Below are 12095 nucleotides of genomic sequence, written 5' to 3'. Positions count from 1 at the left end.
CAATGATGCTTATTATTTTGTTGCGCAGTTTTTGTCAGAAAACTGCCTTCGAAACTCTTATTCAGCCAGCAGCGTAATGTAAGCCGCGTAACTGTAGCTGCGGTTTTTCTTCTGCCCGGTCAGCTCGGTAACGATGCCTAAATCCTCCAGTACCTTGACCGCCGCGGTGGCGGTTGGGAAGCTGGTGGCCAGCCTTTGGCGCACCTGGTCAATCGTGAAGCGCGGCATCATGGGCAGCATTTCAAACAAGCGGTAGCTGCTGGGCCCGGCTTTGGGCGCAGCCAGCAAACTGCGGCGGTCAGTGGCCAGCAGTGTGGCGATGGCCACAATGTTGCGTTCGGCATCTTGCGCTGCCGTCGATACGCCTTCGAGGAAGAACGCCACCCAGCCCTCCCAGTCGCCCTCAAGGCGCACGTTGGAGAGGCGGCGGTAATACTCTGTCTGGTGTTGTTTCAAGTAGCCGCTCAGATACATCAAAGGCTCGGGCAGCAAGCCCCAGTGCTCCAGTAGCGCGGCAATCAGCAAGCGCCCGATACGGCCATTGCCATCCAGGAACGAGTGGATCGTCTCAAACTGCAGGTGGATCAGCGCCGTTTTCACCAGCGGCGGCAAGGGTTGTGCAGGGTCATGTATGAACCGCTCCAGGTCTGCAAGCAACGGAGGCACGCGCTCGGGCGGGGGCGGCACAAACACCGCGTTGCCGGGCCGAGTGCCGCCGATCCAGTTTTGCGAGCGGCGCAGCTCGCCGGGCTGCTTGCCGTTGCCGCGGGCGCCGTCCAATAGCAGCCGGTGTGCATCGCACAACAAGCGCACACTTAAAGGGAGACCGGCAGGGTCACGCAGTTGCGCTTGGACCAGCCGAAAGGCGCGCAGGTAGTTGGTGACTTCTTCGACGTCGTCGGTGTTGCTCACCGCAAAGCCCGCTTCTTCGTCAAACAGGTCTGCCAGCGTGGCTTGGGTGCCTTCAATTTGCGAGGTCAGCAGCGCCTCTTTGCGGATGGCGCTGTAGAGCAGCCAGTCCACCGACGGCACCAATCCAGCCACTCCAGACAGCCGGGCCAGCGCCAGCTCAGCCGCGCGGTTGGCCTCCACATAGCACTCGGGTGCCAACACGGGCTTGGCTGGCGGCAGAGCGTTCGGCACAAATGCCTGCACGGGCTCGCCCAGAGTTGTGGAGATTGCGTAGGTACCAGTGCTGCGCATGGTGCAAAAGAGTTCTTGAATGGAGTTGAATCACATTAAAGCAATCTTTAATAAAAAGCGCAAGTATGAAAGCAAGCTTTAACAGAGAGTCGGATGATCAGAAACCCGGCTTGGCGGCATTTTCTAAGAAAAATCGGCCCGTAGCCCCCGTGGAATATGCGCAAGACGCTATCAAAAACATAGTAACCGCAGGGAAATTGCGATCAAACCAAGGCTTCCCCGGCGGCGGTTTGGCTCAGCGATGGACCTGTCGCATGGCGAGCAGACCTGCGTTGGCCTGATCAGCCGTCAGGTACTGCGCGGCAATCGGCGCCAGCGCCGCAGCGTCAATGCCCAGCGCGCGCAGGCCCGGCAGCGTGCCGCTGGCGACGTTGTCTTGCTGCATGGAATCGAGGTTGTCGCGGCTCATCAGGGGTTCGCCGGGGGCCAGCTCCATCGCAGCAGCCTGGATGCGGCCCAGCCACTGGGGCAACGGGATCACCGGGCGCTCGCGGCCGATGCTGAGGCGGGCGGCGAGTTGCACCAGTTGCTTGAGCGTGAACACATCCGGGCCCACGAGTTCGTAGACGCGCTGTATCGGCTCGCTAACGGACATGGGCATGGGCATAGGCTTGCTCGGCTGCAGGCTCAGCACCACCGCGGCGGCAACGTCTTGCACCCACACCGGCTGAAAGCGCGCGTTGGCACCGGCCAGTGGCATGAACGGGAAGACATTTTGCAGCTTGGCAAACAGGTTCAAAAACTTGTCCTCCGCGCCAAAGATCACGCTGGGGCGCAGGACCGTTACGTCCAGTGCTTCGGCCGGGTTGGCGGGGTGCAGCAGCACGGCTTCGCCGCGCCCCTTGCTGCGCAAGTATTCGGACGGCGCGGCGCCGGGGCGCTGGTCGTCGGCACCCAGGGCGCTGATGTGCACCACACGGTGCACGCCGTTGGCAATACAGGCGCGCGCCAGCTTTTGTGGCAGGTTGACATGCACCTTATCGAACGCGGCGGCATTGCCATGCAGGATGGCGATGAGGTTGACGACCGCATCGTGCCCGGCGACCAGACGGGTGAGCGCCGCTTCGTCGTGCACATTGGCTTCCAGCACGGTGAGGCCGGGCAAATGCATGACGTAACGCGCGTTGTTGCGGCGCCGTGTGGGCACGGTGACGTGGTAGCCCTGTTGCACCAGCTTTTCACAGACGTGGGCACCGACAAAACCTGTGCCGCCTAGAACGAGAATGTTTTTCATGGGGGCAATCTACTCTGTTTGGGCGACAGGAGCTACACCACCACGGGCTCTGGCTCCAGCAGGATGCCAAATCGCTCGTACACGCTGGTCTGGATGGCCTTGGCCAGCGTCATGACCTCGCCGCCGGTGGCGCCTTCGCCGTTGACGCCGGGGCCGCGGTTGACCAGCACCAGCGCCTGCCGCTCATAGACACCGGCCTGGCCGATGGATTTGCCCTTCCAGCCGCAGGAGTCGATCAGCCAGCCGGCGGCCAGCTTCACCGAGCCGTTGTCCAGGTGGTAGTGCACGACCTTGGGGTCGCGCGCGATGATGTCGGCGCACTGCTCGGGCGTGACGGTAGGGTTCTTGAAGAAGCTGCCCGCGTTGCCGATGACTGCGGGGTCGGGCAGCTTAGCGCGGCGGATCTCGCACACCCAGTCAAATATCTGCTGCGCCGTGGGCTGGGTGCAGTGGTGCTCGGCCATTTTTTTCTCGATGTCGGCGTAGCCCAGCACAGGCTTCCAGACTTTGGGCAGGGCAAAACGCACGCGCAGGATCAGCGCCCGGTCTTTGAGGCCCAGCGTGGGCGCACCCAAGGTCTGCATGGTGCCGCCGTGTTTGAAGACCGAGTCGCGGTAGCCAAACGCGCATTGCGCCGCGTTCAGCGTGAACACCTGGCCGGTCTGCAGGTCGATGGCGTCCAGCGAGTCGAAGCGGTCTTGCAGCTCCACACCGTAGGCGCCCACGTTTTGCACGGGGGCTGCACCCACGGTGCCGGGGATCAGGGCCATGTTTTCCAGGCCCGACCAGCCCTGGCCCAGCGTCCAGGCCACAAAGTCGTGCCAGCCCTCGCCACCGCCGGCTTCCACGATGAAGGCCCGGGCGGTCTCGCCCACCAGGCGGCGGCCCGGGACTTCGACCTTGAGCACGACGGGTTTCACGTCACCCGTGATCACCACATTGCTGCCGCCGCCCAGCACAAACTTGGGCGCCACGCCCAGCTCGGGGTGGGCCAGCACGGCCTGCACGTCGGATTCATCGGCCACACGCACGAGGGTATGGGCCTTGGCAACGATGTGGAAGGTGTTAAAGGCTTGAAGCGGGACGTTTTTCTCGACTAACATGCCGGGATTGTCTCACTGCTATTTGAGTACCCGTATGCCCTCTTTCGATACCGTCTGCGAAGCCAACCTGGTCAAGGTGAAAAATGGCGTGGAAAACACTGTCAAGGAAATCACCACGCGTTTTGATTTCAAGGGCACCTCTGCCAAGATTGAAATCAAGGACAAGGAGATCACGCTGATCGGCGACGCTGAATTCCAGCTCGACCAGATCGAAGACGTGCTGCGCAACAAGCTGACCAAACAGGAAGTGGACGTGCGTTTCCTGGACCGTGGCGATGTACAAAAAATGGGCGGCGACAAGGTCAAGGTGGTCATCAAGGTGCGCAACGGCATCGAGAGCGAACTGGCCAAGAAGATCCAGCGCCTCATGAAGGACAGCAAACTCAAGGTGCAGGCCGCCATCCAGGAAGAAAAAGTGCGCATCACCGGCGCCAAGCGCGACGACCTGCAGGCCGCCATGGCCCTGATCCGCAAAGAAATTACCGATATTCCGCTGAGCTTCGATAACTTCCGCGACTGATGTTCCTCCGTCCCCTGGCGTTCACCGCCCTGCTCTTTCTCCTGCAGACAGGCCAGGCGCAGACCGTGGCGCTGTCGGGAATGATGGGTGGCAAGGCGCTGGTGATCGTGGACGGCAGCGCGCCCAAAAGCGTGGCACCGGGCGAGACCTGGCGCGGCGTGAAAATCGTCTCCACCCAGGGGGAGGAGGCGGTTGTAGAGATCGCGGGCAAAAAACACACCCTGCGCGTGGGTGACGCCCCGGCCAGCGTGGGTGGCGGTGGTACGGGTGGCACGGGCGGTACCACCGTGGTGCTCACTGCGGGCAGCGGCGGGCACTTTTTTACCCAAGGCCAGATCAACGGGCGCAGTGTGCAACTGGTGGTGGACACCGGCGCCAGTGTAGTGTCCCTCAGCGTGCCAGACGCGGAGCGCATTGGCCTGAACTACCAGGGTGGCCAGCGGATACAAATGAGCACGGCCAATGGTGTGATCCCCGGCTGGCGCATGAAGCTGGCGTCGGTGCGCGTCGGCGACGTGGTGGTCTACGACGTGGATGCCGTGGTCTCCAGCGGGGCCATGCCTTACGTGCTGCTGGGCAACAGCTTTCTCTCCCGTTTCCAGATGACCCGCACCAATGACCAGATGGTGCTGGAAAAGCGCTATTGAGCCCCGGCCATGAGCGTCCAGAACGAAAACGAATACGAAGACCTGCTGAGCCAGTGGTCTGACCTCGAATCCGGCTTGGGCATCATTCTCAGCAGCCCCGCCAGCACCCAGGAATTCACCCACCGGGTGCGCCAGTACGACCGCTGGATGCAGGGCCTGATGCAGCGCGACCCCGATGTGGGCCTGTACCTGCTGTTCCAGCTGGCAGGTAATTCGCCCGTGGGCTACAGCGCCTCGCACTCGCTGGTGTGTGCCGTGCTGTGCCACCTGATCGCCACCGAACTGCTGATTGCCCCCAAAGAGCGTGACAGCCTGGTGCAGGCCGCGCTGACCATGAACATTGCCATGACGGCGCTGCAGGACGAACTGGCCACCCAGGTCGAAAAGCCCACGCCCCAGCAGCAGGACGCCATCCGTGTGCACTCGGTCAAGGGCGCCATGATGCTGGCCAATCTGGGCGTGGCGGATGACAACTGGCTGGAAATTGTGACCTCGCACCACGACGATGCGGTGGAGAAAGTGGAGTGGCGTACCGCACCGACCTTGACCCGCCTGACGCGCATCCTCAAAGTGGTGGACCGCTACGCCGCCATGATCAGCCCGCGCATGTCACGGGCTGGCCGCAGCGCGACCGAATCGGCCCGCGCGGTGATGGCCAATGTGTCGGTCAAATCCGATGAAATCGGCCACGCCATGGTGCGCTCCGTGGGGCTGTGCCCACCCGGTACCTATGTGCGCCTGGACAATGACGAGCTGGCCATCGTGGTGCGGCGCAGCAGCAAGCACAACCAGCCGTATGTGGCCATCGTCGGCAAGTCCAACGGAGAGATGTTCCCGGTGCCGCGGCTGCATGCCACGGCACAAAGTTACCCACGTATCCGGGCAGCGCTGGCCTCTTCATCCGTGCGGGCCAGGCTCAACCACTTCCACGTGTTGCAACTGGGTGCTTACGCGGCTACGCAGCCTTGAGTTGAAGATTGTGTGTTGGCCCGCATAAGGGCTGAGGTGAGCGCCTCCGCTCGTGTCACCCGCCCTGCGGGCTCCTTCTTTACCTCGCTGCGACACTCACCCCAACCCTTCTGCTTGAGGGCGGGTTTGCAAACAGGCTGGCCAACGCCATAACCGAATCGAGTGGGTTGGGCGTTCTGCGCAGGTAAAGGCGGAGGCCGAAGGCCGGGGGACACGGAGCAGAACGCCCAAACCACCCGATCCGGCGGAAGAAATGCGTGCCCGCTACTTCTTTTTCCCCAGCTTCGATTCCTTGCCCTGAATCAGCCGGGTGATGTTCTCCGCATGGCGCCAAACCAGCAGTGCCGACATGGTGATGGTGGCCATCAGGATGCTGGCGTCCAGGTACCAGGCCACGCCGCCACCAAACACGTAATACACCGGCGCAAACACCGCTGCCACCAGCGACGCGAGCGAGGAATAACGAAAGAAGAAGGCAATGATCAGCCAGGTGGCACCGGTCGCCAGCCCCAGCACACCGCTGATGCCCACCAGCACGCCCAGCGCAGTGGCCACGCCCTTGCCGCCGACAAAGCGGAAGAACACCGGAAACAGGTGACCCAGAAAAGCCGCCAGGCCCACCAGCGCTACCGTGCCGTCATCCAGCCCATACGGCTGCCCGTACCACTTGACCAGCACCACCGGTAACCAGCCCTTGATCGCATCGAGCAGCAAAGTGGCAACGGCCGCGGCCTTGGAGCCCGAGCGCAGCACATTGGTGGCGCCCGGGTTTTTGCTGCCGTAGGTGCGCGGGTCGTTCAGGCCCATCACGCGGCTCACGATCACCGCAAACGACAGCGAACCCACCAGGTAGGCGGCCACAGTAGCCAGCACGGGGTACAACACAGCGAGAGAATCCAAAACCTGTCTCCTTCAATCTCAATCTCAATCGTTCAAAGCCAGCGCCGGGCCGCCCCAAGCTGGGCTTGCTCCCCCTTGGGGGGCAGCGACCCGTGCAACGGTGGAGCGTGGGGGCTAGGCTAGTCCAGCGCGCACTGTACCGCTTTTGCGCCCAACAACTGGAGACACACGGCAGGGTTAATACCCACCAGGTAACCACGCCGCCCACCGTTGATCAGTATCCCGGGCAGGGCCAATATGGTTTCCTCGATGAACACCGGCATGGTCTTGCGGGTGCCAAACGGCGAGGTGCCACCCACCAAATAGCCGCTGTGCCGGTTAGCGACTTCGGGCGCGCACGGCTCGACCGACTTGGCGCCGATCTGGCGTGCCAGGTTTTTGGTCGACACCTTGCGGTTGCCATGCATCAGCACCACCAGCGGCTTGGCGTCCTGGTCTTGCATGATCAGTGTCTTGACCACCGTGAACGGGTCGTAGCCCAGCACCTCGGCACTGTGCTGCGCGCCGCCGTGCTCCAGGTATTCGTAGGGGTGCTCGGTAAACGCCACCTTGTGTGCCTTGAGCATCTGGGTGGCGGGGGTTTCACTCACGTGGTCTTTTTTGGCCATAGAGGCTTATTTTCCACGCGAAGACGCCTCAGGCTGCCGGACAAACGCGCTACGCCATCAATACGCGCTAGTACACCGGAGTCCGCAGCCTGGACCCTTTGGTTCAGACTGCCGGGTCGCGAATTTCCCAGCGGATGGCGTCGATCTGGGCCAGCAATTCGGGCGACAGCGTGGTGCCCCAGGCGTCGATGTTCTGGTCCAGTTGCTCCAGTGTGCGCACGCCGATGATGGTGCTGGCGACCTGCCATTTGGTGTAACAAAAGGCCAGGGCCAATTGGCTCGGCGTCATGCCGTTTTCCTGGGCCAGCGCGTTATAGCGGCGCGCGGCCACCAGCGCTTCGGGGCGGCCCCAGCGCTGCTTGCGGGTGGACTCGAACTTGCGCAGGCGCACGTCGGGCGACACATTGGCGCCGGTCAGGCCTTCAGCGTCGTATTTGCCGGTCAGCAGGCCAAAGGCCAGTGGCGAATACGGCAGCAGCGACACGCCCAGGCGGTGGCAGGTTTCGTCCAGCCCGTTCTCAAAACCGCGGGCCAACAGGCTGTAGTTGTTCTGTATGGTGGCGATGCGTGGCAGGCCCAATTGTTCGGCCAAGCGCACAAACTCGTGCACGCCGTATGGCGTCTCGTTGGACAGGCCAATGGCGCGCACCTTGCCGGCCTTGACCAGCGTGTCCATGGCGCGCAGTTGCTCTTCAATGCTGCTGTTGTTCGGGCGTTCCTGCGTCGGGTCATAGTACACACCGCCAAACATCGGCACATTGCGCACCGGCCAGTGGATCTGGTACAGGTCAATCACGTCGGTCTTCATGCGCTGCAGGCTGCCTTCGCAGGCGGCCACGATGTCGGCCGCCGTCAGGTTGGCGCTGCCGCCGCGCACCCAGGGCATGCCGCGCGAAGGGCCAGCCACCTTGGTGGCGATCAACAGCTTCTCGCGTGCGCCAGGCGTCTTGGCCAGCCAGTTGCCGATGATTTTTTCGGTGAGGTTAAAGGTCTCGGCCCGCGGGGGCACGGAGTACATCTCGGCCGTGTCGATGAAGTTGACACCGCGCTCCAGGGAGCGACTCAGGATGGTGTGGGCCGTGGGCTCATCGACCTGCTCACCAAAAGTCATGGTGCCCAGGCAGATGGGGGTGACGTGGAGGTCGCTTTGACCGAGTTGTACAGTTTTCATGCAGGAGCTACTCAAAAGACAGGGTGAAGAAAAGGCGAATTGAACGATGGTAGCGCGGAGTGAAAGACCTAGTCGCCACCACAGCCTCCCCCGCAACCGCTGTCGCCGCCACAGCCGCTGTCCGAACTGCTGTCGGAGCTGAAGCTGAAGCCGTCGGACGATCCATCGCCCCCTCCCCCACATCCACCGCCGCCGTCGCTAAAGCTGGTGCCGCAGTAAGCGTCAGAACCGGCCTTGTTGTCGATGTCGCGGCAGTTGGGCACGTAGGTGAAGCCGCCGGCAATGGCGAACTTCTTGTCCAGTGCAAACAGCAGCGGCAGCCGCGTCGGCGCGCGTGGGTCAATGCTTTCCTCTTTACAGGCCCAAAACCAGGCGCGGCGCAGGCCGCTGTTGCGTTTGGCGTCGCGGCCCAGCACCTCGGCCGGGCTGTGGTGCAGCAGGCTGCCAAACGCGGCGTGGCACCACTGTTCGTAGCCGCGCGTGTGCAGGATGAACTCGTGCCAAGCCGCGTCCACCACCTTGGAGGGCATGGCCACAAACTGGCGCTTGCTGCGCAGGTAGGCGATGAAGAATTGGCGCAGGCCGTGCAGCACCAGCTCGGTGTCGCGCGCGCTGAGCTGCGGGTACTGCGCGATCAGCTTGGCACCCAGAAAACGCGGCAGCGGCGCCTCGCGCACAAACTGGCGGCGCAGGCTCAGTTCCCAGGCCCGCAAAGCCAGAAACAGAAACACGGACAAGCCAGCGCTCAGCACCAGCGCCAGGAAAAACAGGCTGCGCCAGGGACTGAGCGCGTACTGCAAGAGGGTGAACAAGGGCACCGCCAGCCACTTGCTCCATCTCAGCCAGGCAATGCGCCGCAGCAGCGTTGGTCGAAACGGGACACTAAGCGCGGGCAGCCGCATAACGCGCCTCCTCCTGCAGGCGCAGCACACGGCGCTGCACCTTGCCGGTGGTGGTCATGGGCAGGGCGTCGACAAATTCGATTTCCTTGGGGTACTCGTAGGGGGCCAGCAGGCCTTTCACGTGGACTTGCAACTCCACCGTGAGTTGGGCATGAAATCGGGCTGTAGCCCCCGTATCACCTGCGCAAGCAGCTATGAAATCAGGAGCAATGACGACGTACGCCTTGACCAGCGCGCCGCGCTCAGGGTCGGGCTTGGGCACCACGGCGGCGTTGATGACGGCCGGGTGTTTGACCAGGCAGTTCTCGATCTCACCGGGGCCGATGCGGTAACCCGCGGCCTTGAACACATCGTCGCTGCGGCCCTGGTACCAGAGGTAACCGTCGGCATCACGCACCGCCAAGTCACCCGTGCGGCACCAGTCACCGGTGAATTTGCCGCGCGTGGAGGCCTCGTTTTTCCAGTAGCCGAGGAAGAAGATGGGGTCGGGCTGGCCGTGCACGTCAAAGCGGTTCAGCGCCACGTCGCCAGGCACACCTACGGGGCATTCGTTGCCGTTGTCGTCAATCACCGCCACGCGGTGGCCAGGGTAACCCATGCCCATGCTGCCGGGTTTGGACGGCCACAGCGCATTGCAGTTGCCGACGATGTAGTTCATCTCGGTCTGGCCAAACATTTCGTTGGGCCGCACGCCGAGCTGCTGCTCGCAGTAGCCAAACACCGCGTCGCCCACCGCCTCCCCCGCGCTCATGATGGCTTGCAGCTTCAGCTTGAACTGCTGGCGCACGGTCTTGCCCTTCACACCCGGGTTGGCCTTCATCATGGCCTTGAGCGCCGTGGGGAACAAAAAGGTGTGCGTCACGCCGCAGTCGCGCATCAGCTCCAGCGCGGTCTGCGGGCTGAAGCGGCCGTTGTAGGCCACGATGGGGCGGCCGAAGTACAGCGAGGGGAGCAAGGCATCCATGAGCCCTCCGGTCCACGCCCAGTCTGCCGGTGACCAAAAGACGCTTTGCGTCTTTGGTTCCGGCAGACTGGGCGTTGCCCCAAGACGGCTCGCCCCCACCCCAGCCCTCCCCCGCGCGGGGGAGGGAGTGCTCCCTCCGGCGAACGGCTCAAAGCCAAACCAGTTCTGGCTACAGACAAAACCGCTGAGGTTGCCAATCAACGCCTGGTGCGGAATCAGCGCGCCCTTGGGGTTGCCCGTGGTGCCGCTGGTGTAGATCAGCACAGCGGCTTCATCGGCCTGCGTGGCGACGGGCTTGAAGGTGGCGGGCGCCTTGGTCAGTGCGGCGGCGTAGTTCACATCGGCCCGGCCTTGTGTGGCCTTGGAGTCACCCACGCCGATGACACTGATCAGCAGCGGGCAGGTGGCGCGCGCAGTTTGCAAGCTGTCCAGCGCGGCCGCGTCGCCAATGGCGACCACGGCCTCGCTGTTTTGCAGCCGGTACTCCAGCGCATCGGGGCCGAACAGCATGGACAGCGGCATGGCCACAGCACCCATCTGCAACACCGCCATGTAGGCCACCGCTGTCTCAAACCGCTGCGGCATCACGATGGCGACCCGGTCACCGCGCTGCACGCCCAGCCCGGTGAGCACATTGGAGAGGCGGTTGGCCTGCGCCTGCAGCTCTGCAAACGTGTGGGATTGAATATGAAATTGGCCTGTAGCCCCTGTGGAATATGCGCGAACAGCTACTCTTTTAGTAGCATCCGGCAGTGCCGCCCAGCGTGCGCAGCAGGCTTGGGCCATGTTGAACTGCTTGGGTACAGCCCAGCCAAAGCTGGCGTGCAGGCGGGCATAGGCGTCTGGGGCGTAGGCCTGGGGCGGGCGGGGGGTGTCTCTGCTTTGACGGATGTGCACGGTGTGCCTCCTTATGATGGGTCAAATGTACCAAGTCAAACGCATTTCCCGCAGCGAGTTTGTCCCTATCCGCAACCTGCAGTACCACGTGCAGGTGTGGGGCGAGCCCTCCCCCGACACAACGCCCCTGGTCCTCGTACACGGCTGGATGGACGTGGCGGCGAGCTACCAGTTTGTGGTGGACGCGCTGGGCCACGACCACTATGTCATCGCGCCGGACTGGCGCGGTTATGGCAAGACTGCCGCCGGGGGCGTGGACAACTTCTGGTTCCCCGACTACCTGGCGGACCTGGACTTTTTGCTGGACCACTATGTCCCCGGCCAGCAGGTCAATCTGGTCGGCCACAGCATGGGTGGCAATGTGGTGATGTGGTACGGCGGTGTGCGCCCTGAGCGCATCCGCCGTCTGGTCAATCTGGAAGGTTTTGGCATGCCCGCCACCACCCCCGACATGGCGCCCGCGCGCCTGGGCAAGTGGATGGACGAGCTGAAAAAGCTACACGGGGGTGAGATGGACCTGCGCCCCTACGACATGGTGTCGGGCGTGGCCCGCCGCCTCATGAAGACCAACCCGCGCCTCAGCCAGGACAAGGCCGAATGGCTGGCCCGCCACTGGGCGGCGGAGAACCAGGACGGCACCTGGACCATCCAGGGCGACCCGGCACACAAGCTGACCAACGCCAGCCTGTACCGCGTGGAAGAGGTGCTGGAACTCTACAAACGCCTGAGCATGCCGGTGCTGGCCGTGGAGGCCAGTGACAACAGCCTGGACATGTGGTGGCGCGGCAAGTTCACGCTGGCCGAATACCACGAGCGGCTGAAGGTTGTGCCCCATGTGGAAGTCGCGCGCATTGAGGATGCGGGCCACATGATGCACCACGACCAGCCCGAGGTGCTGGCCGCGCTGATCGAGCGCTTCATCGCCTGAAAGCCTGCCCGCACCAAGGCCCCACGCTTTCTGGGGTCGCCTGTTTTTG

At 63.2% G+C, this 12095-nt stretch carries 12 protein-coding genes; 4 read left to right on the top strand and 8 right to left on the bottom strand.

Translation table 11 applies throughout. From position 1 onward, the window contains the following. Positions 1–57: 57 nt before the first annotated feature. The 3 genes from RS694_RS05190 to murB form a co-directional block, all read right to left on the bottom strand. Positions 58–1203, bottom strand: a complete 1146-nt coding sequence (locus RS694_RS05190; protein ID WP_029706159.1) for a Fic family protein — start codon at positions 1201–1203, stop codon at positions 58–60. Between the two features lie 235 nt (positions 1204–1438). Continuing rightward, positions 1439–2437: a complex I NDUFA9 subunit family protein gene (locus tag RS694_RS05185; RefSeq protein WP_029706161.1), complete on the bottom strand. Its 999-nt coding sequence runs from the start codon at positions 2435–2437 to the stop codon at positions 1439–1441. 32 nt (positions 2438–2469) lie between these two features. Next, positions 2470–3540: a UDP-N-acetylmuramate dehydrogenase gene (gene murB, locus RS694_RS05180; protein WP_029706163.1), complete on the bottom strand. Its 1071-nt coding sequence runs from the start codon at positions 3538–3540 to the stop codon at positions 2470–2472. A gap of 34 nt (positions 3541–3574) precedes the next feature. Here murB and RS694_RS05175 point away from each other — a divergent pair, with 34 nt between their 5' ends. From RS694_RS05175 to RS694_RS05165, 3 genes are read left to right on the top strand one after another with little or no spacing between them, the layout of a single operon-like run. Continuing rightward, positions 3575–4060 (top strand): YajQ family cyclic di-GMP-binding protein, encoded by a 486-nt coding sequence (locus tag RS694_RS05175; RefSeq protein ID WP_029706164.1) that lies wholly within the window; start codon positions 3575–3577, stop codon positions 4058–4060. Continuing rightward, complete coding sequence (locus RS694_RS05170) at positions 4060–4707, top strand: retropepsin-like aspartic protease family protein (RefSeq protein WP_051391697.1); 648 nt, start codon at positions 4060–4062, stop codon at positions 4705–4707. Before RS694_RS05175 ends, RS694_RS05170 begins: the two co-directional genes overlap by 1 nt. Before the next feature lie 9 nt (positions 4708–4716). After that, the gene (locus tag RS694_RS05165) at positions 4717–5676 is read left to right on the top strand and encodes an HD-GYP domain-containing protein (protein WP_029706166.1); all 960 of its coding nucleotides are present in this window, start codon (positions 4717–4719) and stop codon (positions 5674–5676) included. A 264-nt stretch (positions 5677–5940) separates the two neighbouring features. On the opposite strand, the gene plsY is transcribed toward RS694_RS05165, so the two are convergent. From plsY to RS694_RS05140, 5 genes are all read right to left on the bottom strand, one after another. Further along, positions 5941–6576, bottom strand: a complete 636-nt coding sequence (gene plsY / locus RS694_RS05160) for a glycerol-3-phosphate 1-O-acyltransferase PlsY (protein ID WP_029706167.1) — start codon at positions 6574–6576, stop codon at positions 5941–5943. A gap of 119 nt (positions 6577–6695) precedes the next feature. Beyond that, a complete protein-coding gene (locus RS694_RS05155; RefSeq protein ID WP_029706168.1) occupies positions 6696–7184 on the bottom strand; it encodes an aminoacyl-tRNA deacylase in 489 nt (162 codons plus the stop codon). Between the two features lie 103 nt (positions 7185–7287). Beyond that, positions 7288–8355 carry an aldo/keto reductase gene (locus RS694_RS05150; RefSeq protein WP_029706169.1) on the bottom strand — a complete coding sequence of 356 codons (1068 nt, stop codon included), beginning with the start codon at positions 8353–8355 and terminating at the stop codon, positions 7288–7290. A gap of 68 nt (positions 8356–8423) precedes the next feature. After that, entirely contained in the window at positions 8424–9257 is an 834-nt protein-coding gene (locus tag RS694_RS05145; protein ID WP_029706170.1) for a glycine-rich domain-containing protein, read from the bottom strand. Next, positions 9238–11112 (bottom strand): acetate--CoA ligase, encoded by a 1875-nt coding sequence (locus tag RS694_RS05140; protein ID WP_076069992.1) that lies wholly within the window; start codon positions 11110–11112, stop codon positions 9238–9240. The genes RS694_RS05145 and RS694_RS05140 overlap by 20 nt, the downstream gene beginning before the upstream one ends. A 31-nt stretch (positions 11113–11143) precedes the next feature. Here RS694_RS05140 and RS694_RS05135 point away from each other — a divergent pair, with 31 nt between their 5' ends. Then, entirely contained in the window at positions 11144–12046 is a 903-nt protein-coding gene (locus RS694_RS05135; RefSeq protein WP_029709379.1) for an alpha/beta fold hydrolase, read from the top strand. The last annotated feature ends 49 nt before the right edge of the window (positions 12047–12095 follow it).

The sequence above is a fragment of the Rhodoferax saidenbachensis genome (assembly GCF_001955715.1).
Taxonomy (GTDB): Bacteria; Pseudomonadota; Gammaproteobacteria; order Burkholderiales; family Burkholderiaceae_C; genus Allorhodoferax; species Allorhodoferax saidenbachensis.
The sequence above is the reverse complement of the archived record's forward strand: the minus strand, read 5'-3'. Positions and strand labels throughout refer to the sequence as shown.

Coding starts and splice junctions, on each gene's coding strand:
- RS694_RS05190 (WP_029706159.1), bottom strand. CDS start 1,203: ATGCGCAGCACTGGTACCTACGCAATCTCCACAACTCTGGGCGAGCCC.
- RS694_RS05185 (WP_029706161.1), bottom strand. CDS start 2,437: ATGAAAAACATTCTCGTTCTAGGCGGCACAGGTTTTGTCGGTGCCCAC.
- murB (WP_029706163.1), bottom strand. CDS start 3,540: ATGTTAGTCGAGAAAAACGTCCCGCTTCAAGCCTTTAACACCTTCCAC.
- RS694_RS05175 (WP_029706164.1), top strand. CDS start 3,575: ATGCCCTCTTTCGATACCGTCTGCGAAGCCAACCTGGTCAAGGTGAAA.
- RS694_RS05170 (WP_051391697.1), top strand. CDS start 4,060: ATGTTCCTCCGTCCCCTGGCGTTCACCGCCCTGCTCTTTCTCCTGCAG.
- RS694_RS05165 (WP_029706166.1), top strand. CDS start 4,717: ATGAGCGTCCAGAACGAAAACGAATACGAAGACCTGCTGAGCCAGTGG.
- RS694_RS05155 (WP_029706168.1), bottom strand. CDS start 7,184: ATGGCCAAAAAAGACCACGTGAGTGAAACCCCCGCCACCCAGATGCTC.
- RS694_RS05150 (WP_029706169.1), bottom strand. CDS start 8,355: ATGAAAACTGTACAACTCGGTCAAAGCGACCTCCACGTCACCCCCATC.
- RS694_RS05145 (WP_029706170.1), bottom strand. CDS start 9,257: ATGCGGCTGCCCGCGCTTAGTGTCCCGTTTCGACCAACGCTGCTGCGG.
- RS694_RS05135 (WP_029709379.1), top strand. CDS start 11,144: ATGTACCAAGTCAAACGCATTTCCCGCAGCGAGTTTGTCCCTATCCGC.